The 26,386-nt window shown below is 37.2% G+C and carries 29 protein-coding genes; 26 read left to right on the forward strand and 3 right to left on the reverse strand.

Going from position 1 to position 26,386, the window contains the following annotated elements; translation table 11 throughout:
• The first annotated feature begins 10 nt into the window (after nt 1–10).
• The 8 genes from ACZ76X_RS11075 to ACZ76X_RS11110 all read left to right on the forward strand — a co-directional run bounded on the left by ACZ76X_RS11075 (nt 11) and on the right by ACZ76X_RS11110 (nt 5,146).
• Nucleotides 11–523 (forward strand): YqeG family HAD IIIA-type phosphatase, encoded by a 513-nt coding sequence (locus ACZ76X_RS11075; RefSeq protein WP_074614814.1) that lies wholly within the window; start codon nt 11–13, stop codon nt 521–523.
• 3 nt (nt 524–526) lie between these two features.
• Nucleotides 527–1,633: a ribosome biogenesis GTPase YqeH gene (yqeH, locus tag ACZ76X_RS11080; RefSeq protein ID WP_000140795.1), complete on the forward strand. Its 1,107-nt coding sequence runs from the start codon at nt 527–529 to the stop codon at nt 1,631–1,633.
• A gap of 15 nt (nt 1,634–1,648) precedes the next feature.
• On the forward strand, nt 1,649–2,482 hold the full coding sequence (aroE, locus tag ACZ76X_RS11085) for a shikimate dehydrogenase (RefSeq protein WP_479850492.1): 834 nt from the start codon (nt 1,649–1,651) through the stop codon (nt 2,480–2,482).
• A 5-nt stretch (nt 2,483–2,487) separates the two neighbouring features.
• Complete coding sequence (yhbY, locus tag ACZ76X_RS11090; protein ID WP_000955224.1) at nt 2,488–2,781, forward strand: ribosome assembly RNA-binding protein YhbY; 294 nt, start codon at nt 2,488–2,490, stop codon at nt 2,779–2,781.
• Nucleotides 2,782–2,918: 137 nt separating this feature from the next.
• On the forward strand, nt 2,919–3,488 hold the full coding sequence (nadD, locus tag ACZ76X_RS11095) for a nicotinate-nucleotide adenylyltransferase (protein WP_479850493.1): 570 nt from the start codon (nt 2,919–2,921) through the stop codon (nt 3,486–3,488).
• Entirely contained in the window at nt 3,478–4,047 is a 570-nt protein-coding gene (yqeK, locus tag ACZ76X_RS11100; protein ID WP_479850494.1) for a bis(5'-nucleosyl)-tetraphosphatase (symmetrical) YqeK, read from the forward strand. The genes nadD and yqeK overlap by 11 nt, the downstream gene beginning before the upstream one ends.
• Entirely contained in the window at nt 4,044–4,400 is a 357-nt protein-coding gene (rsfS, locus tag ACZ76X_RS11105) for a ribosome silencing factor (protein ID WP_000653200.1), read from the forward strand. Before yqeK ends, rsfS begins: the two co-directional genes overlap by 4 nt.
• Nucleotides 4,397–5,146 (forward strand): class I SAM-dependent DNA methyltransferase, encoded by a 750-nt coding sequence (locus ACZ76X_RS11110; RefSeq protein ID WP_062923560.1) that lies wholly within the window; start codon nt 4,397–4,399, stop codon nt 5,144–5,146. The genes rsfS and ACZ76X_RS11110 overlap by 4 nt, the downstream gene beginning before the upstream one ends.
• 222 nt (nt 5,147–5,368) lie before the next feature.
• Here the strand turns inward: ACZ76X_RS11110 and comER are convergent, their stop codons facing one another.
• The gene (gene comER / locus ACZ76X_RS11115; protein ID WP_098344846.1) at nt 5,369–6,196 is read right to left on the reverse strand and encodes a late competence protein ComER; all 828 of its coding nucleotides are present in this window, start codon (nt 6,194–6,196) and stop codon (nt 5,369–5,371) included.
• A gap of 77 nt (nt 6,197–6,273) precedes the next feature.
• Between comER and ACZ76X_RS11120 the strand changes: the two genes are divergently transcribed.
• The 3 genes from ACZ76X_RS11120 to ACZ76X_RS11130 all read left to right on the forward strand — a co-directional run bounded on the left by ACZ76X_RS11120 (nt 6,274) and on the right by ACZ76X_RS11130 (nt 9,830).
• The gene (locus tag ACZ76X_RS11120) at nt 6,274–6,873 is read left to right on the forward strand and encodes a helix-hairpin-helix domain-containing protein (protein WP_479850495.1); all 600 of its coding nucleotides are present in this window, start codon (nt 6,274–6,276) and stop codon (nt 6,871–6,873) included.
• A gap of 63 nt (nt 6,874–6,936) precedes the next feature.
• Nucleotides 6,937–7,494, forward strand: coding sequence for a ComE operon protein 2 (locus ACZ76X_RS11125; protein ID WP_479850496.1), 558 nt, complete (start codon nt 6,937–6,939; stop codon nt 7,492–7,494).
• Between the two features lie 14 nt (nt 7,495–7,508).
• A complete protein-coding gene (locus tag ACZ76X_RS11130; RefSeq protein ID WP_479850497.1) occupies nt 7,509–9,830 on the forward strand; it encodes a DNA internalization-related competence protein ComEC/Rec2 in 2,322 nt (773 codons plus the stop codon).
• A gap of 29 nt (nt 9,831–9,859) precedes the next feature.
• Here the strand turns inward: ACZ76X_RS11130 and ACZ76X_RS11135 are convergent, their stop codons facing one another.
• Nucleotides 9,860–9,994: a YqzM family protein gene (locus ACZ76X_RS11135; RefSeq protein WP_000997609.1), complete on the reverse strand. Its 135-nt coding sequence runs from the start codon at nt 9,992–9,994 to the stop codon at nt 9,860–9,862.
• A gap of 346 nt (nt 9,995–10,340) precedes the next feature.
• Here ACZ76X_RS11135 and holA point away from each other — a divergent pair, with 346 nt between their 5' ends.
• The gene (gene holA, locus ACZ76X_RS11140) at nt 10,341–11,351 is read left to right on the forward strand and encodes a DNA polymerase III subunit delta (protein ID WP_479850498.1); all 1,011 of its coding nucleotides are present in this window, start codon (nt 10,341–10,343) and stop codon (nt 11,349–11,351) included.
• An 83-nt stretch (nt 11,352–11,434) separates the two neighbouring features.
• Here holA and rpsT read toward each other — a convergent pair whose 3' ends face one another.
• Nucleotides 11,435–11,692 carry a 30S ribosomal protein S20 gene (rpsT, locus tag ACZ76X_RS11145; protein ID WP_001274011.1) on the reverse strand — a complete coding sequence of 86 codons (258 nt, stop codon included), beginning with the start codon at nt 11,690–11,692 and terminating at the stop codon, nt 11,435–11,437.
• A gap of 181 nt (nt 11,693–11,873) precedes the next feature.
• Between rpsT and gpr the strand changes: the two genes are divergently transcribed.
• From gpr to ACZ76X_RS11215, 14 genes are all read left to right on the forward strand, one after another.
• Entirely contained in the window at nt 11,874–12,977 is a 1,104-nt protein-coding gene (gene gpr, locus ACZ76X_RS11150; protein WP_029439956.1) for a GPR endopeptidase, read from the forward strand.
• A complete protein-coding gene (locus ACZ76X_RS11155) occupies nt 12,977–13,339 on the forward strand; it encodes a YqxA family protein (RefSeq protein WP_479850741.1) in 363 nt (120 codons plus the stop codon). The genes gpr and ACZ76X_RS11155 overlap by 1 nt, the downstream gene beginning before the upstream one ends.
• Before the next feature lie 209 nt (nt 13,340–13,548).
• Complete coding sequence (gene lepA, locus ACZ76X_RS11160) at nt 13,549–15,372, forward strand: elongation factor 4 (protein WP_001030955.1); 1,824 nt, start codon at nt 13,549–13,551, stop codon at nt 15,370–15,372.
• Between the two features lie 152 nt (nt 15,373–15,524).
• Nucleotides 15,525–15,899, forward strand: coding sequence for a winged helix-turn-helix transcriptional regulator (locus ACZ76X_RS11165; RefSeq protein WP_139866624.1), 375 nt, complete (start codon nt 15,525–15,527; stop codon nt 15,897–15,899).
• A 52-nt stretch (nt 15,900–15,951) separates the two neighbouring features.
• Nucleotides 15,952–17,091 carry a radical SAM family heme chaperone HemW gene (hemW, locus tag ACZ76X_RS11170; RefSeq protein WP_479850499.1) on the forward strand — a complete coding sequence of 380 codons (1,140 nt, stop codon included), beginning with the start codon at nt 15,952–15,954 and terminating at the stop codon, nt 17,089–17,091.
• 133 nt (nt 17,092–17,224) lie between these two features.
• A complete protein-coding gene (hrcA, locus tag ACZ76X_RS11175; RefSeq protein ID WP_479850500.1) occupies nt 17,225–18,241 on the forward strand; it encodes a heat-inducible transcriptional repressor HrcA in 1,017 nt (338 codons plus the stop codon).
• A gap of 114 nt (nt 18,242–18,355) precedes the next feature.
• Nucleotides 18,356–18,934, forward strand: coding sequence for a nucleotide exchange factor GrpE (grpE, locus tag ACZ76X_RS11180; RefSeq protein WP_098667265.1), 579 nt, complete (start codon nt 18,356–18,358; stop codon nt 18,932–18,934).
• Between the two features lie 26 nt (nt 18,935–18,960).
• Complete coding sequence (gene dnaK, locus ACZ76X_RS11185) at nt 18,961–20,796, forward strand: chaperone protein DnaK (RefSeq protein ID WP_000034690.1); 1,836 nt, start codon at nt 18,961–18,963, stop codon at nt 20,794–20,796.
• 204 nt (nt 20,797–21,000) lie between these two features.
• Nucleotides 21,001–22,116, forward strand: a complete 1,116-nt coding sequence (gene dnaJ, locus ACZ76X_RS11190) for a chaperone protein DnaJ (RefSeq protein WP_071757255.1) — start codon at nt 21,001–21,003, stop codon at nt 22,114–22,116.
• A 28-nt stretch (nt 22,117–22,144) separates the two neighbouring features.
• Entirely contained in the window at nt 22,145–23,083 is a 939-nt protein-coding gene (gene prmA, locus ACZ76X_RS11195) for a 50S ribosomal protein L11 methyltransferase (RefSeq protein WP_479850501.1), read from the forward strand.
• A 144-nt stretch (nt 23,084–23,227) separates the two neighbouring features.
• Nucleotides 23,228–23,977, forward strand: a complete 750-nt coding sequence (locus ACZ76X_RS11200) for a 16S rRNA (uracil(1498)-N(3))-methyltransferase (protein WP_098667267.1) — start codon at nt 23,228–23,230, stop codon at nt 23,975–23,977.
• A 6-nt stretch (nt 23,978–23,983) separates the two neighbouring features.
• Nucleotides 23,984–25,336 carry a tRNA (N(6)-L-threonylcarbamoyladenosine(37)-C(2))-methylthiotransferase MtaB gene (gene mtaB, locus ACZ76X_RS11205; protein WP_098760895.1) on the forward strand — a complete coding sequence of 451 codons (1,353 nt, stop codon included), beginning with the start codon at nt 23,984–23,986 and terminating at the stop codon, nt 25,334–25,336.
• A gap of 407 nt (nt 25,337–25,743) precedes the next feature.
• Nucleotides 25,744–25,917, forward strand: coding sequence for a 30S ribosomal protein S21 (gene rpsU, locus ACZ76X_RS11210; protein ID WP_000048061.1), 174 nt, complete (start codon nt 25,744–25,746; stop codon nt 25,915–25,917).
• Between the two features lie 15 nt (nt 25,918–25,932).
• Nucleotides 25,933–26,376 carry a GatB/YqeY domain-containing protein gene (locus ACZ76X_RS11215; RefSeq protein ID WP_000054573.1) on the forward strand — a complete coding sequence of 148 codons (444 nt, stop codon included), beginning with the start codon at nt 25,933–25,935 and terminating at the stop codon, nt 26,374–26,376.
• Nucleotides 26,377–26,386 lie beyond the last annotated feature (10 nt).

Consider the following 26,386-nt stretch of genomic DNA (forward strand, 5'->3'; position numbering starts at 1 on the left):
GTGAAAGAAATTGAAACTATTTTTACCAAATGAATACGTGAAAAATGTATATCATGTTCAACCAGAAGATTTGAAAAAGCGTGGTATTAAAGGCGTTATTACTGATTTAGATAACACTTTAATTGAATGGGATCGTCCAAATGCAACGCCACAACTTGAAGAATGGTTTTTGAAAATGAAAGAGCAAGGCATTCAAGTAACGGTCGTTTCAAATAATAATGAGCAACGAGTGAAAGACTTTGCTGATCCATTAGGTATTCCATTTATTCATAGTGCGCGTAAGCCATTTGTTCGTGCGTTTAAGCGTGCGATACAAGAGATGCAGTTGCAGCCAGATGAAGTTGTAGTAATTGGGGATCAGTTACTAACGGATGTGCTAGGTGGAAATCGAGTAGGACTTCATACAATTTTAGTTGTACCGGTAGCACAAACGGACGGATTAGTAACGCGCTTTAATCGAAAAATTGAACGAAGAATTATGAAAAACATGAAGAAAAAAGGTTTAATTAACTGGGAGGAATAAAGTTTGACTGAAACAATTAAATGTATTGGTTGCGGTGTAGAAATTCAAACAGAAGATAAAAATGAAGTGGGATATGCTCCTGCCTCATCTTTAGAAAAAGAACAAGTTATTTGCCAACGCTGTTTTCGTTTAAAACATTATAACGAAATTCAAGATGTATCATTAACAGATGATGATTTCCTACGTATTCTAAACGGAATTGGAAAATCGGATGCGTTAGTAGTTAAGATTGTAGATATTTTTGACTTTAATGGTAGCTGGTTACCTGGCTTACATCGTTTCGTAGGAAATAATAAAGTATTACTTGTTGGAAATAAAGCTGATTTAATTCCTAAGTCAGTAAAACATGATAAAGTAAAGCATTGGATGCGCTATAGTGCAAAGCAGCTAGGATTAAAGCCAGAGGATGTCTTTTTAATCAGTGCAGCGAAGGGACAAGGAATTGCTGAGCTGGCAGATGCAATTGAGTATTACCGCGGTGGAAAAGATGTTTATGTTGTTGGATGTACAAATGTAGGGAAATCAACATTTATTAATCGTATGATTAAAGAATTTAGTGATGAGACTGAAAATGTAATTACAACATCTCATTTCCCAGGAACAACGCTTGATTTAATTGATATTCCATTAGATGAAGAATCTTCTTTATATGATACGCCAGGTATTATTAACCACCATCAAATGGCTCACTATGTTGGAAAACAAAGCTTAAAGCTTATTACACCAACAAAAGAAATTAAGCCGATGGTGTTCCAATTAAATGAAGAACAAACATTGTTCTTTAGTGGACTGGCACGTTTTGATTATGTAAGTGGCGGTCGTCGTGCATTTACTTGTCATTTCTCAAATCGTTTAACAATCCATCGTACAAAGCTTGAGAAAGCAGATGAATTGTATAAAAATCATGCTGGAGATTTACTAAGCCCACCAACACCAGAAGAATTAGAAAATATGCCAGAGCTAGTGAAATACGAGTTTAATATTCGCGAACCAAAAACGGATGTTGTATTCTCTGGATTAGGATGGGTTACTGTAAACGAACCGGGAGCAAAAATTGTTGCACACGTACCAAAAGGAGTAAGTGTTTCATTGCGTAAATCTTTAATTTAATATGGAGAGGGATTTATGAAACAATTATATGGCGTAATCGGAAATCCAATTGGACATTCATTATCACCCGTTATGCATAACGATGCATTTGAACACTTGAATATGGATGCCCATTATCATGCCTTTCTTGTTAAAGAGGAAGAGCTAGGGGAAGCAGTAAGAGGTTTAAAAGCATTAGGTATTTCAGGATTTAATGTAACAACTCCGCACAAAGTTGCGATTATGGATTGTTTGGATGAGATTGATCCGCTAGCAAAACAAATTGGGGCAGTAAATACAGTGGTTCATAAGGATGGAAAGTTGATTGGCTACAATACAGACGGAATTGGTTTTGTCCGAGCACTGCAGTCCATTAGTAGCGAACCACTTCAAGAGAAACGTATTTTATTACTTGGCGCAGGTGGTGCTAGTCGAGCGATTTATTTTTCTCTTGCTGACGTAGGTGTGAAGGAGATTGATGTAGCTAATCGTACAGTAGATAAGGCGAAAGAACTTATTGCTGCATGTACGGCTACTGTTCATTCTGTTGCTTTATCGTTAGAAAAAGCAACAGAAGAACAAGGAAATTATGATATTATCATTCAGACGACAACAATAGGTATGCATCCACGTGTCGAACATGCGCCTTTACAAATTTCTTCGTTAAAAAAAGGAACGATTGTATCAGATATAATTTATAATCCATTTGAAACGAAAATTTTATGTGAGGCGAAAGAGCAAGGTGCAATCATTCAAAATGGTATTGATATGTTTGTTTATCAAGGTGCACTTGCGTTTGAAATGTGGACGGGACGCGCGCCAAATATCGAACGAATGAAACAATTAGTTATAAGAAAGCTTGGAGGCTAACATATATGTTAACAGGAAAACAAAAAAGATTTTTACGTGCACAAGCACATCATTTAACACCGATTTTTCAAGTAGGAAAAGGCGGAGTAAATGAAAATATGATTAAACAAATCGCAGATACTTTAGAAGCTCGTGAGTTATTTAAAGTAAGTGTGCTACAAAACTGTGAATTCGATCGCCGTGAAGTTGCAGAAGAACTTGCAAAAGGTGCACGTGCTGAAATCGTTCAAGTAATTGGAAGCACAATCGTTTTATACAAAGAGTCAAGAGAAAATAAACAAATTAAGCTTCCTCGATAAAAAGATTAGCATGCGCTATTTTTATTGTTGATGCGTAATGATGTAGAGAGCGAAACCAATTGAACTTTTATTAATAGCAACTCTCTTCATTCCTAACCGAAGAGAGTTGCTGTACGTAAAAGGAAGGGGCGTTTCTTTTGAGAAAAATTGGCATCATTGGCGGTACATTTGATCCGCCACATTATGGACATTTGCTCATTGCAAATGAAGTATATCACGCTTTGAATTTAGAAGAAGTGTGGTTCTTACCGAACCAAATTCCGCCGCATAAACAAGGGCGAAATATTACAAGTGTAGAAAGTCGCTTACAAATGTTAGAGCTTGCGACTGAGGCAGAGGAACATTTTTCTATTTGTTTAGAAGAGCTAAGCAGGAAGGGCCCATCTTATACGTATGACACTATGCTACAATTGACGAAGAAACATCCGGATGTGCAGTTTCACTTTATTATTGGTGGAGATATGGTTGAGTATTTACAGAAGTGGTATAATATTGAGGCGTTACTTAATCTTGTAACGTTTGTTGGGGTTGCAAGACCTGGTTATACATTGCATACACCTTATCCTATCACCACAGTGGAAATTCCGGAGTTTGCAGTTTCTTCATCTTTATTACGTGAGAGATATAAAGAGAAGAAAACATGCAAATATTTACTTCCTGAAAAAGTACAGGTATATATTGAGAGGAATGGGTTGTATGAATCGTGAGAAAGCACTTCATATTGTCAAACAACAAATGCATGAAAAACGTTATATACACACAATTGGTGTAATGGAAACAGCAATTGAACTTGCTAAGTTATACGGTGTGGATGAAAAAAAGGCTGAAGTTGCAGCTATATTCCATGATTATGCGAAGTGTAGAGCGATTTCAGAGATGGAAGAGATCATTAACAGTGAAGATTTGCCGAAAGATTTACTTTGTTACAACAAAGAGTTATGGCATGCACCTGTTGGGGCATACTTAGTAGAAAAAGAAGTAGGCATTACGGATCCTGAAATCCTGCAAGCTATTACATATCATACAAGTGGTCATGAAAAAATGACGATGTTAGATAAAGTAATTTATGTAGCGGATTACATTGAGCCTGGTCGAAAGTTTCCAGGAGTGGAGGAAGCTCGTAAACTCGCATATACGGATATAAATCAAGCTTTATTATTTGCGTTAAAGAGAACAATTCAATTTTTAATGGAAAAAGATCAAACGATTTATCCATTAACATTCCAAACATACAACGCAGTTATCAAGGAGGAAATGAGTAAATGAAAGATAAAGATTTATTAGTATTAGCGGCAAAAGCAGCTGATGATAAGAGAGCAGAAGATATGGTTGTCCTAAATATGCAAGGTATTTCACCAATTGCAGATTATTTCATTATTTGTCACGGTAACTCAGATAAGCAAGTGCAAGCAATTGCACGTGAAATTAAAGCAAAAGCACACGAGTTCCAAATCGACGTACAACGTATGGAAGGTTTTGACGAAGCGCGCTGGGTATTAGTTGACCTTGGAGATGTAGTTGCTCATGTATTCCATAAAGATGAGCGTAATCACTATAATTTAGAGCGTCTATGGGGCGATGTGCCGCGTGAAGATATTACAGAAGAGTTAGGCCAATGAATTACGAACAATTTGCATTGCTGTACGACGAACTAATGAATGATGTTCCTTATGATAAATGGGTAGAATTCACAGAGGAAAGCTTGCAGCAAGCGGATATGAAAGAGGCAAAGATTCTTGATGTAGCATGCGGTACTGGTAATGTAACGCTTCCGCTTGTACAAAAAGGTTACGATGTAATCGGTGTCGATCTTTCAGAAGAAATGTTAGCAGTTGCTCAGCAAAAACTAGGCGGAGAAGGATATTTTATTCCTTTTTACCAACAAGACATGCGAGAGCTTGATGTTCCGGGTGAGTTTGACTGTGTAACGATCTTTTGTGATTCATTAAATTATGTATTGCAAGAAGATGGAGTGCAAGAAACATTCCGGAGAGTGTTTCACCATTTACGTCAAGATGGTTTGTTTTTATTTGATGTACATTCTTTATATAAAATACATCATGTATTTCAAAATGAAACATATACAGTGAATGGAGAAGAAATATCTCTTATTTGGAATTGCTTCCCTGGTGAAGAATCAAATAGTGTAGAACATGATCTAACATTCTTTGTTCAAGATCCAGAGGAAGATGTGTACCATCGTTTTGACGAATGTCACGTGCAACGTGCATATCCGGTTGAAGAGTTAACGAAATGGCTTGAAGAAGCTGGTTTTACAGTGCTTCGCGTAACTGGTGACTTTGAACGACTTGAAGTTACAGAGCAAACAGAGCGTATTTTCTTCATGGCGAAGAAAAACGGGTAAAGTAAAACTTTAATCAGCGGGCTACTACTGCCCGGCAAATAGAGGGATAAAACAAAAGCAACCGAGAAGGTTGCTTTTGTTTTGTAAAGAAGATGTACTTTTCGTTCTAGCATAATTAGAAGGTGTTATACGTGAATTGTGAAAATGCTAGTTTAAGTGAAGTTGTAGTGTGAAAAAATTAAGTATTTATAAAAAGGATTTGGAATGACGATGACGTATTTATTATGTGTGTTTATTGAATTGCTGATCAACGCATTTTAAATCTTCATCAAATTTTTCGTGTGTCCGCTCAATTAATTTGTGAAACATATCCCCAACATGTTCTTCTAAAACACGAATACCTTCTCCTGTAACGCCGCCTTTAACACATACTTTTTCTTGTAAAGTAGGCAATGTGAAAATCCCTTTTTCGAGTAGTTTACCCATTCCGACGACCATTTCACTTACTAAAGTAGTGGCTTCTTCATGTGTAATATTTGTTTTATCTACAGCAGCGTTAATGAAACATTGTAATAAATAACTAAAGAATGCAGGGCCGCAGCTTGCTATATCAGATGAAACGCGCGTTATATCTTCTTCTATTACAAGGGGAGTAGAAATGTTTTTGAATAGGCGAAATAGTTTTTGTTGCCACTCTTCAGAGCATTTACTTCCGAATGTAAATAGTGATGCGCCAGATAGGGCGCGGTTTGTAATGCTCGGAATAATACGGGCAACATGGCAAGGTACAAGTGTCTCTAATTGTGATGGAGATATTGGACTTGTGATAGAAACTAAGCACTTTTCATCAGAAAAATGTTCAGCGTATTTTTGTAGAATCGGGTATATATCTATCGGCTTTACGCAAATAAAAATAAGATGTGATCGTTCAATTACCTCATCAATAGTTTTGGCTATATGAACAGAAGGGTATTTTTCCTTTATATGATATGCTTTGGCGGGTGTTCGATTAATGATTGTAAGGCACGAAGGTTTGACAGCACGGGTTTCTAAAAATGCATCGATTAGTATATTCCCCATGTTTCCTGTCCCTATAATTCCTATGTTCAATGTTTCATCCCTCCTTCGTAACAGCTTTCTCCTAAACAATATGAATGATGTTATAAATTTATGATTAGAGGTGAAAAATGATGTGGGATTTTCCAAAGAAATGGTTAGGATTAGTAGCTATTATGGGAACTTTACTTTTTTTTCTTGTTTGGAAAGCGAACGAGCATACAGAGCGGTCAGCCATTGCAACGGATGTGCAAGTGAAAGAGATAGAGAAAAAAAGTAAACCGAAAATATCGGATACAAAGCAACAGAAAAAAATAATTGTAATTGATATGAAAGGAGCTGTTGTTAAAGAGGGAGTGTATGAAATGAAAGAAGGAGACCGGGTCAAGGATGCCATTGAAAAGGCAGGTGGTTTTTTGCCCGAGGCAGATAGGATGAAGGTGAATTTAGCCCAAATGGTACAAGACCAAATGATTCTTTACGTACCGAATAAAAACGAACCAGCGCAAGAAGTAGCTGCTGTTTCAAAGGGAGAGGGCAAAGTTCAAATAAATACAGCTTCTAAAGAACAAATTGAAAAAATTACAGGTATCGGTTCTCGGAAAGCGGAAAGTATTTTGAAATATCGAGAGGAACATGGTCCGTTTCAGAAAATAGAAGATTTGTTAGAGATTGACGGGATTGGTGTGAAGTCATTGGAAAAAATAAAAGATCAAATTATTATTCCGTAAAAGATTGACGAAGTTTTTCTTCATTCGCTACACTACAAGTAGACAAAAAAGTAGGTGAAGAATATGGAACGAATTTCATGGGATCAATATTTTATGACGCAAAGCCATTTGCTATCTTTACGTAGTACATGTACAAGGCTTGCAGTAGGGGCGACAATCGTTCGTGATAAACGAATTATTGCTGGTGGATATAATGGTTCAATTAAAGGTGGCGTACATTGTATAGATGATGGATGCTACGTTATTGATAATCATTGTGTTCGTACAATTCATGCAGAAATGAATGCTTTATTACAATGTGCAAAGTTTGGTGTGAAAACAGAGGAAGCAGAAATTTATGTTACGCATTTTCCTTGTTTACAGTGCTGTAAGGCAATTATTCAAAGTGGGATTACGGCAGTTTATTATGCGCAGGATTATAAAAATCATCCATATGCCATAGAGTTATTTGAAAAAGCGAATGTAACAGTGAAACATGTTCCGCTAGAATATGATATTGCAGCATTAGAGGATCAAAAGCGCCATATGGAGTTAAAAGAACTATTCGCATCTTTAGAAAAAGAGGACTTATCAATGGAAGAATTACAGCATGTATTCACGAAAGCAAAAATGATGCTATAAGGAGTGAGTATGAGTTGCAAGGACAATGGGGCTATGTTGCAATCTCATTTATAATAGGGATTGCAATTGCCTTCTCCTCTTCGGTTTTATTGCTGACTTGTTGTCTCGGACTATATGTTTTCTTTTGTTTGTATCGTACTTCGCGTAAAACCTTTTTTTATTGTATGGTAGCGTGTTTTAGCGGCGCTATGTACACTACGTATGTTCAAGGGCAAAACAAGCCTCTAGGAGAATCCTACGAAGCTACAAGAGGAGTGATACACAATACACCTCTTATTAACGGGGATCGTCTATCATTTCAAGTTGAAGATCAGAATGAAAATATAGTGCAGTTAAGTTACAAAATTAAATCAGCCTCAGAAAAGAAACAACTACGAAAATTACATGCAGGAGTATCATGTGTATTCGAAGGTGAGAGGAAAGCCCCGCCAATAGCTCGGAATTTTCATGGTTTTAATTATCGTGATTATTTGTATAAGCAAAACATTCATTTCATATTGGAAGCGACATATATTTCTGAATGCCATAAAACATCGTTGTCACTCGTGCAATGGATTCTTCTGTTGAGACAGCAAGCAATCTCGGGCGTTACAGAAATGTTTCCAGAACAATCAGGCGCTTTTATGAATGCGTTAGTATTTGGTGATAGACAACAAATGACATTTGAAGTTGAAGAGCAATATCAACAATTTGGTCTTGTGCATTTGTTGGCGATTTCAGGTTCACATATCGTATTGTTAATGGCGATCGTGTATTTCATTTTGCTGAGAAGTGGTGTGACGAGGGAGGTAGCAACAGTATGTCTTATCTTCTGTATTCCTCTATATATGATTTTAGCAGGAGCGTCACCGTCTGTTATAAGAGCCTCTATAACAGGAGTGTTAATGTTAATTACTTTTATGTACTCTATTCGTTTATCTAGCTTAGATGCTTTAAGTATAACAGCTATATGTATGCTTATATTTGATCCGTATCTTCTGTTTAATATTGGTTTTCAGTTTTCTTTCGTTGGTAGTTTTGCTTTACTGTTATCTGCCCCGCTTTTACTAGAGAGTAGTAATGGATTGATTCGAAATTCTATTTACATTTCTCTTATTTCACAACTTGTTAGTACCCCAATTTTGTTATATCACTTCGGTTATTTTTCTCCATATAGTATTTTTCTTAATATCCTATACGTTCCGTTTTTATCCCTCATTGTATTGCCGTGTAGTATCGTTATTTTAATATGTATACCGATTATCCCGTTTTTTGCAAAAGGACTTGCGAATGTACTATCAATAGGTTTGAATCTTTCTAATGATGTTTTAAGTTATTGTGAAAGTTTACCATTTACCAGTCTTAATTTCGGGCAAACACCTATACTTCTTGTAGCCCTATATTGCGTTAGTATGATTAGTATATTGATAGTTTGGGAAAGGCGAATGCCGAAAGGAATTATGTGTGTAGCTTCGGGGATATTTCTTTTTATTAGTACATGTCATTATATATATCCGTATTTTCGGGAAAGTGGAAGTGTTACATTTCTTGATGTTGGACAGGGAGATGCGATATTAATTCGTCTCCCATACGATAAAGAGATTTACCTCATTGATACTGGTGGAACAATTCGTGTAAACAAGGAAGAATGGCAACGGAAAAAGCATGAATTTTCTGTTGGAAATGATATTTTGATTCCTTATTTACAAAAGGAAGGTATTAAAAAAATCGATAAATTAATCGTAACGCATGGAGATGCGGATCATATAGGTGCTGCGCAAGAGTTATTATCAAATATAACCGTAAAAGAAGTCGTATTTGGCCGAAAGGAACAAGATACGGAATTAGAAAAAGTAGTAAAGAAACAGGCGTTAGAAAAGGAAGTGAAAATAAGAGAAGTGAGAGGAGGGGAAAGTTGGAGCATAAACGGAGCGGAATTTTTCGTATTAGCACCAGCAGGAAAGGAGAGCAGTGAAAATAACGCTTCAATTGTAATGTGGGCAAAAGTAGGAGGGCTAACGTGGTTGTTTACAGGTGATTTAGAAGAAGAAGGAGAGAAGCTTTTAGTAGCTACGTATCCAGAGTTAAGGGCGGATGTTTTAAAGGTTGCTCATCATGGGAGTAAAACGTCATCTATAACACCTTTCCTAGGCGCTGTACAGCCTAATATAGCGATTATTTCTGTCGGTGAGCGTAATAGGTATGGGCACCCCCATAAGGAAGTTATAGAGCGTTTTGAGAAGATGGGGATTGAAATATGGCGCACGGATAAGCAAGGGGCTATTTCCTATGTTTTTAAAGGGGAAAACGGAACCTTTCGTAGCAAAATCACATATGATGAAACACATAATCGATAAAAAAGAAGACTGCCAGTAAGCAGCAGTCTTTAAGAACCAATAAATTTAATAACAGTTGCAATGATGAAAAGTGTTGCGAAAAAACCAAATGAGACGATAAATCCTACCCCTGAATCAATAGCGTCATTGCGTTTGCTTTGAACATTTTGTTCAAAATCATTCATTTAGAATCCCTCCCCAACATTCCACTTTAGTATAAAATATTGTCAGAAAAAAATCTACAATTTCCATATGAAGAGAAATATAGCGTTTTTACTATTTTTAGATTATGAAGTAACGTTAATTTTTTGTTTCCAAGCATGTTAACAGTTGGCACTTATACTCGAATTTTTATTGTGAATAATAAAGGGAAGGTGATTACCGCACACCAATAAGAAACCCGGGGCTTATTGCGTGGCGTTTAATATAAATAAAGGGACGGGTTATACAGCCTGTTCCTTTGTACTTGTAAAACAATAGCTAGGGCATTAGTATAAATATATATTGCCAAGTTAGGGAGTAGGAAAAAGTATGAGTGATATACATAAAAAGATAAAAAAGAAGCAGTTTGCTCCGTTGTATTTACTGTATGGAACGGAAGCGTTTTTTATAAATGAAACGATAAAGCTTATTACAACAGAAGCGCTTGAAGAGGAAGATCGCGAGTTTAATGTCGTGACATATGATTTAGAAGAAGCGTATTTAGAAGATGTGGTTGAGGATGCACGTACACTGCCTTTTTTCGGAGAGCGTAAAGTACTATTAATAAAATCACCACTATTTTTAACTTCACAAAAAGAAAAGTTAGAACAAAATATAAAAATTTTAGAAGAATATATTGGAGAGCCTTCTCCGTTTTCTATTCTTGTTTTTGTTGCACCTTACGAAAAGCTTGATGAACGAAAAAAAATTACAAAACTATTAAAGAAAACAGCGGATGTAATAGAAGCGAATGCAATGCAAGTGCAAGATGTTCAGAAGTGGATTGTTGCTCGTGCAGATGAAGTGCATGTACATATTGATCATTCAGCTGTTAGTTTATTGTTAGAGCTTGTAGGAAGCAATGTAACGATGTTGGCGAAAGAAATGGACAAGTTAACGTTATATGTCGGTATGGGCGGAGAGATTACATCGAAACTCGTTGCAGAGCTTGTGCCAAAATCAGTTGAACAAAATGTGTTTGCTTTGACAGAAAAAGTGGTAAAAAAAGATATCGCGGGTGCGATGCAAATTTTGGATGGATTATTTACGCAGCAGGAGGAACCTATTAAATTGCTTGCATTATTAGTAAGTCAATTCCGTTTGCTGCATCAAGTGAAAGAGTTACAGCAGCGTGGTTATGGGCAGAATCAAATTGCGTCTCATATTGGTGTGCATCCATATCGTGTAAAGTTAGCGATGAATCAAACGAAGTTTTTCTCTTTTGAAGAATTAAAAAAAGTAATTATAGAATTAGCGGAAGCTGATTATAGTATGAAAACTGGAAAAATGGATAAGAAACTTGTACTTGAGTTTTTCTTAATGCGGTTAAATCATATGTGATGGAACAAAAAAGTTCACGTGCTTAGCAAGTGAACTTTTTTGTATATAAAAAAACGATCCATTTGGATCGTTTTTTAAACGCCTTACGCGTTTACTTGTTTCGCTAAGCGAGATTTTTGACGAGCTGCAGCGTTTTGGTGGATAAGACCTTTACGAGCTGCTTTGTCAAGTTTTTTAGAAGCAGTTTTGAAAGCTTCTTTAGCATTTTCAAGATCGTTATTAGTAACTAAAGCTTCAACAGTTTTAACAGCAGAACGCATGTCAGACTTGATAGAAGCGTTATGTGCACGACGCTCTTCGCTAAGTTTAGCGCGTTTGATAGCAGATTTGATGTTTGCCATACTTTTCACCTCCCTGGTGCAATCGAATGACTCGATTCATAACATAGAACAAGTGATATTCTATCAAACGGTGAAGAGAATTGCAATAGTATATCCATGAAATTTCACGTAAAGGAAAGAATGACCTTATATAACTTTGGGAAATCTAACGATATTTACTATGAATTACGGAGGAGATACGATGAAAGAACCATTAGATTTAAGTAAATATAGTGTTAGAACGGACCTTGCTGTAGAGGCACATCAAATGTTGCAAGAGCGTCAAGAAGAGCAACAAGGAATACAAGGAGTTATTGTAAAAGAGAGGGAAGAAGAAGGTATTACCATTACGAAAGTAACGATTGATGAAGTTGCCTCTGAATCGATGGGTAAAAAACCTGGAAATTATTTAACGCTTGAAGTACAAGGGATACGTCAACAAGATACAGAATTGCAACAAAAAGTAGAGCGTATTTTTGCAAAAGAATTTTCGTATTTCTTAGAAGAGGTTGGCGTTACGAAAGAAGCGAGTTGTTTAATTGTTGGTCTGGGAAATTGGAATGTAACGCCCGATGCGCTTGGACCAATAGTTGTAGAAAATGTATTAGTAACGAGACATTTGTTTCAATTGCAGCCTGAAAGCGTAGAAGAAGGGTTTAGGCCTGTTAGTGCGATTCGGCCGGGGGTAATGGGGATTACAGGAATTGAAACGAGCGATGTCATTTATGGAATCATTGAGAAGACAAAGCCAGACTTTGTCATTGCAATTGATGCATTAGCTGCTCGTTCTATTGAAAGGGTAAATAGTACGATACAAATTTCTGATACAGGAATTCACCCTGGGTCGGGTGTTGGGAATAAACGTAAGGAACTCAGTAAAGAAACATTAGGAATTCCTGTAATCGCAATTGGCGTTCCGACTGTGGTGGATGCCGTTTCGATTACAAGCGATACAATTGATTTTATTTTGAAACATTTTGGCAGGGAGATGAAAGAAGGTAACAAACCTTCCCGATCTTTGTTACCGGCTGGTTTTACATTTGGAGAAAAGAAAAAATTAACAGAAGAAGATATGCCGGATGAAAAGAGCCGAAATATGTTTTTAGGTGCTGTAGGTACACTGGAAGATGAGGAGAAGAGGAAATTAATTTATGAAGTGTTATCTCCTCTAGGTCATAATTTAATGGTGACTCCGAAAGAAGTGGATGCTTTTATAGAGGATATGGCAAATGTAATAGCAAGTGGTTTAAATGCAGCACTGCATCATCAAATTGACCAAGATAATACAGGAGCATACACACATTGATGGGGAGAGAGGATAATCATTTAAGCCGCTTTTCGCTTTTATGTATATGTAGTGCGGCCATATGCTTACTTATGGTGATAGCGGGGGTGGCACTTGCTAATCACGGTTTGAAAAGTATGAAAGGTTATCAGCAAATGTCGTATGAACAAATCGCACATATGACAGGAACAAAAGGCGAGGCTACTGAGTCAGAGATTTTGGAGGGTTCGTTTTCCGCTACTGAAAAACAAAAACAATTAGAAAGCTTAAGAAGTTTTAATGTTGTAGAAGGAATGGGTATGGCGATAGCAAGTGTTGCCTATGAAATAACAAAGTTTGGAACAGACATAGTTGTCGGGAAAGTAAAAGAAATTTTTAGTTAAGAGTCAAACGGGGACGGCTGTTTTACAGATTTGTAAGACAGCCGTTTTTTAATTTGAAAAAGGTTTGTCTCTTATGGTTTGTTCGCATAAGATATAGATAGAATGATTTGTATTGTAAGCAGCACGAGTTTTCATTGAATCTTTGCTGCTCTATTGATATAATCAGTGCTAGTGTATATTGGCGAGACTATTAGGAGTTGAGAACATAGATGAACAAAGAAGAAAGAGCAAAAAGACAGTCCAAAATTCGTAACTTCTCTATCATTGCTCATATTGACCACGGAAAGTCAACGTTAGCAGACCGTATTTTAGAGAAAACAAACGCGTTAACACAACGTGAAATGAAAGCTCAGTTGCTTGACTCTATGGATTTAGAGCGTGAGCGTGGTATTACAATTAAATTAAACGCAGTACAGTTAAACTATAAAGCAAAAGACGGTGAAGAATATATTCTTCACTTAATTGATACACCAGGACACGTCGACTTTACGTACGAAGTATCTCGTAGTTTAGCGGCTTGTGAAGGTGCGATTCTTGTAGTAGATGCAGCGCAAGGTATTGAAGCGCAAACGTTAGCGAACGTATACTTAGCGCTTGATAACAATTTAGAGATTTTACCAGTTATTAATAAAATCGATTTACCAAGTGCAGACCCAGAGCGTGTACGCCAAGAGGTAGAAGATGTAATCGGTTTAGATGCATCAGAAGCTGTACTTGCTTCTGCAAAAGCTGGGATTGGTATTGAAGAGATTTTAGAACAAATCGTTGAAAAAGTACCAGCACCAACAGGAGATTCAGAAGAGCCGTTACAATGTATGATTTTTGACTCTTTATATGATCCATACCGCGGTGTAATTGCATATATTCGTGTTGTTAACGGAACGGTAAAAGTTGGCGATAAAGTACGTATGATGGCAACTGGAAAAGAGTTTGAAGTAACAGAAGTAGGTGTATTCACACCGAAAACTACGCAACGTGATGAGTTAACAGTAGGTGATGTAGGTTTCTTAGCAGCATCGATTAAAAATGTTGGTGACACACGCGTTGGTGATACGATTACACATGCGAAACGTCCAGCTGCAGAGCCGTTAGCAGGTTACCGTAAATTAAATCCAATGGTATTCTGTGGTTTATATCCGATTGATTCTGCACGTTACAATGATTTACGTGATGCATTAGAAAAATTAGAGTTAAATGATTCTGCTCTTGAGTTTGAACCAGAAACATCTCAAGCGCTAGGATTTGGTTTCCGTTGTGGTTTCTTAGGACTTCTTCACATGGAAATCATTCAAGAGCGTATTGAACGTGAATTTAAAATTGACTTAATTACAACGGCGCCAAGCGTTATTTATAAAGTTTATTTAACAAACGGTGAAGATGTTATTGTTGATAACCCATCTAATATGCCAGATCCACAGTCTATCGATCGTGTAGAAGAGCCGTTTGTGAAGGCTTCAATTATGGTTCCAAATGACTACGTTGGAGCTGTAATGGAAATTTGCCAAGGTAAACGTGGAACGTTTATTGATATGCAATATTTAGATGAAACACGTGTTACATTAACATATGAAATCCCGTTATCAGAAATCGTATATGATTTCTTCGATCAATTGAAATCAAACACAAAAGGATATGCATCATTTGATTACGAGTTAATTGGCTACAAACCATCTAAACTTGTGAAAATGGATATTCTTTTAAATAATGAACAAGTCGATGCCCTATCATTTATTGTACACCGTGATTCAGCGTATGACCGTGGTAAAGTGATTGTAGAAAAATTAAAAGATTTAATTCCAAGACAGCAGTTCGAAGTACCAATTCAAGCGACGATCGGAAACAAAGTTGTAGCGCGTTCTACAATTAAAGCGATGCGTAAAAACGTACTTGCGAAATGTTACGGTGGTGACATTTCTCGTAAACGTAAACTTCTTGATAAGCAAAAAGAAGGTAAAAAACGTATGAAGTCTGTTGGTTCTGTAGAAGTACCGCAAGAAGCATTCATGGCTGTACTGAAAATGGATGACAACTAATAATCGATCGTTATTTCATGTGAATTGATATAAAAAAAGAAGTCGTTTTATACGGCTTCTTTTTTTATATCATTACTTTTTAGACAACGTAGCTTCTCTCAATTACAATAGTGAGAGAGCTTTTTAGTTCATATAGAGTTAGGAGTTTGTTAATGTCCGAAAATATTCGAAAAGATATTCAAGAAAAAATACAAAATGGCAATTTTAATTGTGAAAAGGAATTGACGCTTTCTATTATTAGTGGAAAGTGGAAAGTTGTAATATTGTGGCATCTTGGTGTGGAAGGGCCTCATCGTTTTAGTGAATTACAACGATTATTTCCAAGCATTTCTCATAAAGTTTTGTCAAACCAATTAAAAGAGTTAATGGAAGATGGGATTGTTGATCGAACGGTATACCCAGAAATTCCTCCGCGAGTGGAATATTATATGACGGGATTAGGCATGTCGCTTTTACCAATCGTTGAAATGATGTATGATTGGGGAAAAATGCGAATGGAACAAATTCGTAATACGTTAGAGAAGTAAAGGAAGCCTCCCGAGCGCGGAGGTTTTCTTTTTAGAAAGGTAGGAGTTATTTTTGGTGCAAGCTGCATATATTCATATTCCGTTTTGTCAGCATATTTGTCACTATTGTGATTTTAATAAAGTGTTTATTGAACGCCAGCCAGTCGATCAATATTTAGAGTATTTAGAGAGAGAAATTATAAATACAGTTCAAAAAGTACCGTTTGATAGTATAAAAACGATTTTTGTTGGTGGAGGAACTCCGACAGCATTAAATATGGAGCAGACAAAGAAATTATTAGATATTATAAATCGTCGTTTACGTCCGTTTGCCCCGAATTGTGAATTAACATTTGAAGCGAATCCGGGTGATTTGCCGAAAGAGAAGTTAAATCTGTTACTAGAAGGTGGAGTGAACCGAATTAGTTTTGGTGTGCAAACATTTCGAGATGAATTGCTTGAGAAAATTGGACGTAAGCATACGAGGGAAGATGCATTTGTAGCAATTAGAGAAGCGCAGGAAGTAGGCTTTAAAAATATAAATGTAGATATTATTTACGCTCTGCCAGGGCAGACGATAGAAGACGTAAAAGAAACATTAGACATTGCTTTTACGCTTGGTGTACAACATTTCTCGGCATATTCATTAATCGTGGAACCAAAAACGGTATTTTATAACTTAATGAATAAAGGGAAATTAAGACTTCCAGGTGAAGACCATGAAGCGAAAATGTACGAAATGGTAATGGATGAAATGGAGAAACATGGCTATAGCCAGTATGAAATTAGTAATTTCTCAAAAGGTGATAATGAAAGTAGACATAATCTCACATACTGGAATAATGAAGAGTATTATGGATTTGGAGCTGGGGCGCATAGTTATGTAAATGGGGAACGTATTCAAAATGTGGGACCGCTCAAGCAATACTTCAATAAAATTGATGAAACTGGATTTCCGTATTTAGATGTTCACATGGTGACGGAGAAAGAAAAAATGGAAGAAGAGTTATTCTTAGGGCTTCGAAAAACAAAAGGTGTATCTAAAATAGCGTTTCAAAAGAAATTTAGTATGGAGATGGATCAAGTTTTCGCGAAGCAGTTACAAAACAACCAAGAACAAGGATTGCTTGAAGAGAGCGATGGATATGTTCGTTTAACGCGAAAGGGAAAATTATTGGGGAATGAAGTATTCCAATCATTTTTGATTGACTAATTAAATGTTTCATTAACGTGAAAAAGTTTCATTATTTCGTGACGTTTCCGTTGACAATTGAATGTCAATTTTGGTAAGTTATTAATAGATTTAGCACTCGAAGACAAAGAGTGCTAACAGAGGTGATGATGAGATGCTTACGGAACGTCAGCTCTTAATTTTACAAACAATTATTGATGACTTTATTGGATCAGCGCAACCTGTTGGGTCAAGGACGCTGGCTAAGAAAGATGAAATTACATTTAGTTCAGCTACTATTCGAAATGAAATGGCTGATTTAGAGGAACTAGGATTTATTGAAAAAACGCACAGTTCTTCTGGACGTGTTCCTTCTGAAAAAGGATACCGATTTTATGTAGATCATCTTTTAGCGCCGCAAAACTTACCGAACGATGAAATTGTACAAATTAAAGACTTATTTGCTGAAAGAATTTTTGAAGCAGAAAAGATTGCGCAGCAATCGGCTCAAATTTTATCAGAGCTTACGAATTATACAGCCATTGTTCTTGGACCGAAGTTAAGCACAAATAAACTTAAAAACGTACAAATTGTACCGCTTGATCGTCAAACTGCAGTCGCTATTATTGTAACGGATACAGGGCATGTACAAAGCAAAACGATTACCGTTCCGGAATCTGTTGATTTATCAGATTTAGAAAAAATGGTTAATATTTTAAATGAAAAGCTATCAGGCGTACCAATGTCGGAACTCCATAATAAAATCTTTAAAGAGATTGTTACGGTATTGCGCGGGTATGTTCATAACTACGATAGTGCAATAAAAATGCTAGATGGTACATTTCAAGTTCCTTTATCGGAAAAGATATACTTTGGGGGAAAAGCAAATATGCTTTCGCAACCAGAGTTCCATGACATTCACAAAGTAAGATCCTTGCTGACGATGATTGATAACGAAGCTGAGTTTTATGACATTTTGCGTCATAAACAAGTAGGTATTCAAGTGAAAATTGGTAGGGAAAACTCTGCGACAGCCATGGAAGATTGTAGTTTGATTTCTGCAACATATTCGATTGGAGAAGAACAGCTTGGAACAATTGCAATTTTAGGTCCAACGAGAATGCAATACTCTCGTGTAATTAGTTTGTTGCAGCTATTTACAAGGCAAATTACAAATGGACTAAAAAAATAAAGAAGAATACATGCGCTCAAGTGATGAACAATACATCGCTGTGTGTAATATATAACTATGCTTAGGTAATCATGCTATGCGTGATACCTAATACCTTTTAAGGAGGTGAAAATTGTGGAAGAGCGTAACGAACAAGTTGTAGAAGAAATGAAAGAAGAAGTAAAAGAAGCAAAAGTTGAAGAAGCCGTAACATCTGAAAACAGCGAAGAAACTGTTGAAGAAAAAAGTGAGGCTGCTCTTTTACAAGAAAAGGTAGATGAATTGCAAGCGAAACTGACGGAAACGGAAGGCCGTATGCTACGTCTACAAGCAGATTTTGAAAATTATAAGCGCCGTGTTCAAATGGATAAACAGGCTGCTGAAAAATATAGAGCACAAAGTCTTGTTTCAGATATTTTGCCAGCTCTTGATAATTTTGAAAGAGCGATGCAAGTGGAAGCAACTGATGAGCAAATGAAGTCCTTATTACAAGGGATGGAAATGGTATATCGTCAATTGTTAGAAGCGATGACAAAAGAAGGTGTAGAAGCGATTGAAGCTGTTGGTAAACAGTTTGATCCTCATGAACACCAAGCTGTTATGCAAGTAGAAGACAGCGAATTTGAATCAAACGCGGTTGTGGAAGAATTCCAAAAAGGTTATAAATTAAAAGACCGTGTAATTCGCCCATCGATGGTAAAAGTAAATCAATAATTTACATAAAAGTAGGAGGATTCGCCATGAGTAAAATTATCGGTATTGACTTAGGTACAACAAACTCTTGTGTAGCTGTTATGGAAGGTGGAGAACCAAAGGTTATCCCAAATCCAGAAGGAAACCGTACAACACCTTCTGTTGTAGCTTTCAAAAATGAAGAACGTCAAGTTGGGGAAGTAGCAAAGCGTCAAGCAATTACAAACCCAAATACAATCATGTCTGTTAAACGTCATATGGGTACAGACTACAAAGTAGAAATCGAAGGTAAAGAATATACACCTCAAGAAATTTCTGCAATCATTTTACAAAACTTAAAAGCTTCTGCTGAAGCATACTTGGGTGAAACAGTAACGAAAGCTGTTATTACAGTACCTGCATACTTCAACGATGCAGAACGTCAAGCAACAAAAGATGCTGGTCGTATCGCTGGTTTAGAAGTTGAGCGTATCATTAACGAACCAACAGCAGCAGCCCTTGCTTACGGTTTAGAAAAACAAGATGAAGAGCAAAAAATCTTAGTATATGACTTAGGTGGCGGTACATTTGACGTATCTATCCTTGAGTTAGCAGATGGAACGTTCGAAGTTATTTCAACTGCTGGTGACAACCGTCTTGGTGGAGATGACTTTGACCAAGTTATCATCGATCACTTAGTGGCTGAGTTCAAAAAAGAAAATAACATTGATTTAAGCCAAGATAAAATGGCACTTCAACGTTTGAAAGATGCAGCTGAAAAAGCGAAAAAAGATCTTTCAGGTGTAACACAAACACAAATTTCATTACCATTCATTAGTGCTGGAGCTGCTGGTCCATTACATTTAGAATTAACATTAACAAGAGCGAAATTCGAAGAGCTTTCAGCAAACCTTGTTGAAAGAACATTAGAGCCAACTCGTCGTGCTTTAAAAGATGCTGGTCTATCTGCAAGTGAATTAGATCGTGTTATCCTTGTTGGTGGTTCTACTCGTATCCCAGCTGTACAAGAAGCTATTAAACGTGAAACTGGTAAAGAACCATATAAAGGTGTAAACCCTGATGAAGTTGTAGCATTAGGTGCTGCAGTTCAAGGTGGTGTACTTACTGGTGATGTAGAAGGCGTACTATTATTAGACGTAACTCCACTTTCTTTAGGTATTGAAACTATGGGTGGCGTGTTCACGAAATTAATCGAGCGTAACACTACAATTCCAACAAGTAAGTCACAAGTATTCTCAACAGCTGCTGATAACCAACCAGCAGTAGATATTCATGTATTACAAGGTGAGCGTCCAATGTCAGCTGACAACAAAACGTTAGGACGTTTCCAATTAACAGATATCCCACCAGCACCACGTGGTATTCCACAAATCGAAGTAACATTCGATATTGATGCGAACGGTATCGTTAACGTACGTGCGAAAGATCTAGGAACAAGCAAAGAACAAGCTATTACAATCCAATCTTCTTCAGGTCTTTCTGATGAAGAAGTAGATCGTATGGTAAAAGAAGCAGAAGCGAACGCTGATGCTGATCAAAAACGTAAGGAAGAAGTTGAACTTCGTAACGAAGCTGACCAACTTGTATTCCAAACAGATAAAGTTGTAAAAGACTTAGAAGGTAAAGTGGATGCTGCTGAAGTTGCGAAAGCAACAGAAGCGAAAGAAGCATTACAAGCTGCGATCGAAAAGAACGAGCTTGAGGAAATCCGTGCGAAAAAAGACGCTTTACAAGAAATCGTACAACAATTAACTGTTAAATTATACGAGCAAGCTCAAGCTGCTGCAGGGCAAGCAGAAGGTGCGCAAGGAGCACAAGATGCTGGCGCTAAGAAAGACAATGTAGTTGACGCTGAGTTTGAAGAAGTAAAAGAAGACAAGTAATTCAACTGTAAACATAATAAGTAAGATGACAAAAAGTCAAAGTCAAGCGTGCCTTGACTTTGGCTTTTTTCACGAATGAGAAGAAAAGTGTGAGGTTCTTAAGTTTTTTACTTTGCATACTGTAAGTGAGGAAACTTTGTTGCAAAGCACTTTCTTTCGGTGTTAAAATTACGTTTATGTGAAAGATTCGGGGGTTGTAAATTTATGAGTAAACGAGATTATTATGAGGTCCTTGGACTTAGCAAGGGTGCTTCAAAAGATGAAATAAAAAAAGCGTATCGTCGTTTGGCTAAAAAATACCATCCAGACGTAAGTAAAGAAGAAAATGCAATTGAAAAGTTTAAAGAAGTACAAGAAGCATACGAAGTGTTAAGCGACGATCAAAAGCGCGCGCAATATGATCAATTTGGTCATGCTGGTGCTAATCAAGGCTTCGGTGGCTTTGGCGGCGGAGGAGACTTCGGCGGTGGTTTCGGTTTTGAAGATATCTTTAGTTCATTCTTTGGCGGCGGTGGCGGCAGACGTCGTGATCCAAATGCTCCGCGCCAAGGTGCTGATTTACAATATCAAGTCACTTTAGATTTTGAAGAAGCTATTTTTGGTAAAGAATTAAATGTCGAGATTCCAGTAGAAGATCCATGTGATACTTGTAAAGGTAGCGGGGCAAAACCAGGAACTTCAAAAGAAACATGTAAACATTGCTCAGGATCAGGGCAAGTAAGTGTAGAACAAAATACACCATTTGGTCGTATCGTAAACCGTCAAGCTTGTGGTCATTGTTCAGGAACTGGTCAAATGATTAAAGAAAAATGTACGACATGCCACGGTTCTGGTAAAGTACGTAAACGTAAAAAAATCAACGTTAAAATTCCAGCAGGTATCGATAATGGTCAGCAAATCCGTGTATCTGGAAAAGGTGAAGCGGGCGTAAATGGCGGACCGGCAGGAGATTTATATGTTGTTGTTCATGTAAGAGATCATGAATTCTTTGAACGTGAAGGAGATCACATTATTTGCGAAATGCCATTAACATTCGCGCAAATGGCACTTGGTGCTGAAGTGGAAGTTCCTACTGTTCATGGGAAAGTGAAGCTGAAAATTCCAGCAGGTACACAAACAGGAACAGAATTCCGCTTAAAAGGGAAAGGTGCTCCGAACGTACGTGGATACGGTCAAGGAGATCAATATGTAGTCGTTCGTGTTGTTGTACCGACGAAATTAACTTCACATCAAAAAGATTTATTGCGTGAATTTGCGGGACAAGAAGAGCAGGATGATAGTTTATTTGGAAAGCTTAAACGTGCTTTCAAAGGGGAATAATGGAAATAAAAAATGGAGTTGGTAAATTGTGGAATGGTCAGAAATTAGTATTCATACAACAGAAGAAGCAGTGGAAGCTGTCTCTCATATTTTACATGAAGCTGGTGCTAGTGGAGTTGCGATTGAGGATCCAGCGGAGTTGACGAAAGAGCGCGAGCAACAATACGGTGAAATTTATGCATTGAACCCAGATGAATATCCGGCGGAAGGTGTATTAATAAAAGCATATTTCCCGCAAACGGATTCTTTACATGAAACGATTGCAGGTGTAAAATCATCTATTGATGTGCTTCCATCTTACGACATCGAAATTGGTACTGGAAATATTACCGTTAACGAAGTCAATGAAGAAGATTGGGCTACTGCTTGGAAAAAATATTACCATCCAGTACAAATTTCTGATACATTCACAATTGTGCCGACGTGGGAAGAATATACACCGTCTTCTCCGGAAGAAAAAATTATTGAATTAGATCCAGGTATGGCGTTTGGAACAGGAACTCATCCAACAACAACGATGTGTATTCGTGCTTTAGAGAAAACAGTTCAGCCAGGTGACACTGTCATTGATGTAGGAACAGGTTCTGGTGTACTTAGTATTGCAGCAGCAAAATTAGGTGCGTCTTCTGTTCAAGCGTATGATTTAGATCCGGTTGCAGTTGAAAGTGCAGAAATGAATGTACGTTTAAATAAAACAGATGATATCGTGTCTGTTGGACAAAATAGTCTTTTAGAAGGCATTGAAGGTCCTGTTGATTTAATCGTAGCTAACTTATTAGCAGAAATTATTCTATTATTCCCTGAAGATGCAGCGAGAGTTGTGAAGTCAGGTGGATTATTTATTACATCGGGCATTATTGCTGCGAAGGAAAAAGTAATTTCTGAAGCGTTAGAAAAGGCCGGATTTACAATTGAAGAAGTGTTACGAATGGAAGATTGGGTAGCAATTATTGCACGAAATGCGTAATATAGATTTTAGTCTATAATGAAAAGGGGAGTCTCTCACTATAAGGTGAGGGACTTGCCGTTTGTTATATGAAAAATGATAACGTTTCGTTCTTTTCGTAAGTGTTGACTTACGAAAGGAACGAAACTCTACTAAGGTGATTATATGCAACGTTATTTTGTAGAAGAGAAATATGTAAATGAGACAAGTATTCGCATTGTAGGTGATGACGTACATCATATCGCAAGAGTGATGCGTATGTCAGCTGGTGATCACATTTATTGCTGTGTAAACGGAAAAACAGCAATATGTTCAATTGATGAAATTACCAGTGAATTTATTAATACGGCTATTGTAGAATGGGTAGAGACGTCAAGTGAACTTCCTGTTTTCGTGACGATTGCAAGTGGACTGCCGAAAGGAGACAAGCTCGAGTTAATTTTCCAAAAAGGAACTGAGCTTGGGGCGGCTGCATTCTTACCATTTCAAGCATCTCGCTCTATCGTAAAATGGGATGCGAAAAAAGCTGATAAAAAAGTTGAGCGTTTAAGAAAAATTGTGAAAGAAGCTGCGGAACAATCACATAGAAGTGAAGTTCCAGAAGTACATGCTCCAGCATCATTTAAACAATTGCTTTCGATGAGTGGTGAGTATGATGTTTGTCTTGTTGCTTACGAAGAGGAAGCAAAACAAGGCGAGAAATCTAACTTTGCGAAAGCTTTAACGACGATGAAACCAGGTCAAAAGCTATTGATTGTATTTGGCCCAGAAGGCGGTTTAGCTGAGGAAGAGATTACAGCGCTTCGTGAACATAAATTTGTACCATGTAGTTTAGGACCAAGAATTTTAAGAACAGAAACGGCGCCGTTATACGCGTTAAGTGCTGCTTCGTATCATTTTGAATTGATGGGGTGATGATCAATGTCAACTGTTGCGTTCCATACGTTAGGTTGTAAAGTAAACCACTATGAAACAGAAGCCATTTGGCAATTGTTTAAACAAGGTGGATATGAAAGAACTGAATATGAAAAGAAAGCTGATGTATACGTTATTAATACGTGTACAGTAACGAATACGGGAGATAAGAAAAGTCGTCAAGTTATTAGACGTGCTGTTCGTCAAAATCCGGATGCGGTTATTTGTGTAACTGGATGTTATGCGCAAACATCTCCAGCGGAAATTATGGCAATTCCAGGCGTAGATATTGTAGTCGGTACACAAGATCGTGAAAAGATGTTAGGATACATCGAAGAATTCCGCAAAGAGCGTCAGCCAATTAATGCTGTCCGCAACATTATGAAAACACGTGTATACGAAGAACTAGATGTACCTTACTTCACGGATCGTACACGTGCATCTTTAAAAATACAAGAAGGTTGTAATAACTTCTGTACATTCTGTATTATTCCTTGGGCGCGTGGTTTAATGCGTTCTCGTGATGGGAAAGAAGTTATTAAACAAGCACAGCAATTAGTAGATGCAGGCTATAAAGAAATCGTATTAACAGGTATTCATACAGGTGGGTACGGTGAAGATATTAAAGATTATAACTTAGCTGGATTACTTCGTGATATGGAAGCGGAAGTCAGCGGATTAAAACGTCTTCGTATTTCTTCTATTGAAGCGAGTCAGATTTCAGATGAAGTAATTGAAGTGTTAGATAAGTCTGAAGTAGTTGTACGTCACTTACACATTCCGTTGCAATCTGGATCTAATACAGTATTAAAACGTATGCGTCGTAAGTATACGATGGAATTCTTCCAAGAGCGTTTAGATCGTTTGAAAGAAGCGTTACCAGGTCTTGCGATTACATCGGACGTAATCGTTGGTTTCCCAGGTGAAACAGAAGAAGAATTCATGGAAACATACAATTTCATTAAAGAGAATCGCTTCTCTGAGTTACATGTATTCCCTTACTCAAAACGTACAGGAACACCTGCAGCGCGCATGGAAGATCAAGTTCCTGAAGATGTAAAGAACGATCGTGTTCACCGTTTAATTGAACTATCTAATCAATTAGCGAAAGAGTATGCGTCACAGTTTGAAGGCGAAGTACTTGAAATCATTCCGGAAGAGCAATTTAAAGAGGGCGACCGCGAAGGGTTATATGTAGGTTATACAGATAACTATTTGAAAATTGTATTTGAAGGATCAGAAGAATTAATTGGTAAACTAGTGAAAGTAAAAATTACGAAAGCTGGTTATCCATATAATGAAGCGCAATTTGTTCGTGTTCTTGAAGATGATGTGAAAAAAGAATCAGCAAGCGCATAAAGTGAAACTTTAATCAGTGGGGTATCCCTCGCTGATTATCAGTCCTCGCCAATCGGGTGGCAGGGCAAATAGCGTGATAAAAAAGCATGCAAACGGAAACGATTTGCATGCTTTCTTTTTAGTGGAGAAGTTAAGTACTGAAAATGTACGAAATGAATAGTTGTTTCGTACGTTCCTGCATGAAAAAAGGTGTAATGACAAAAATATAGTTGTCTTCAGGGAAAAGGATAACAGCTATCTACATAGTTTTAAAAAAGGAAGAGCATCTATTCTTCTTTTATTCTGCCAAATAGTTGACCTGAAGTGATAAAATGTATTATAATCGTAAAAGACATGCTGAAGAAGTGTTTCTTTTTGCATGCTGGAGTTAGTATGTAAGTGTGATGTTTCGGAGGGAGGGAAAGAGAATGTCAAAAACAGTCGTTCGTAAAAACGAGTCTTTGGAGGATGCACTTCGCCGTTTTAAAAGATCGGTTTCTAAAACTGGTACACTTGCTGAAGCAAGAAAGCGCGAGTTTTATGAAAAACCAAGTGTAAAACGTAAGAAGAAATCTGAAGCGGCAAGAAAGCGTAAATTCTAAGAGAGGGTGTAAGTTATGAGTCTTCTCGGTCGTTTAAACGATGATATGAAACAAGCGATGAAGAATAAACAAAAAGAAAAATTAACCGTCATTCGTATGGTTAAGGCTGCTTTACAAAATGAAGGTATTAAACTACAGCATACTCTTACTGAAGAAGAGGAACTAACAGTTTTAGCTCGTGAAGTAAAACAGCATAAGGACTCCCTCCTTGAATTTAAAAAAGCTGGTCGTGAAGACCTTGTTAATAAACTGCAAAGTGAAATTCAGATTTTAAGCGCATATTTGCCGGAGCAATTAACTGAAGAAGAACTAGTTGATGTAATCAAGCAAGTTATTTCTGAAGTTGGTGCGACTTCTAAAGCAGATATGGGTAAGGTGATGACTGCTGTTATGCCGAAAGTAAAAGGTAAAACAGACGGATCGCTTGTGAATAAGCTGGTTATCCAGCTATTAGCATAAAAAAACGTCT

Source organism: Bacillus sp. BC05(2025) (genome assembly GCF_056725905.1).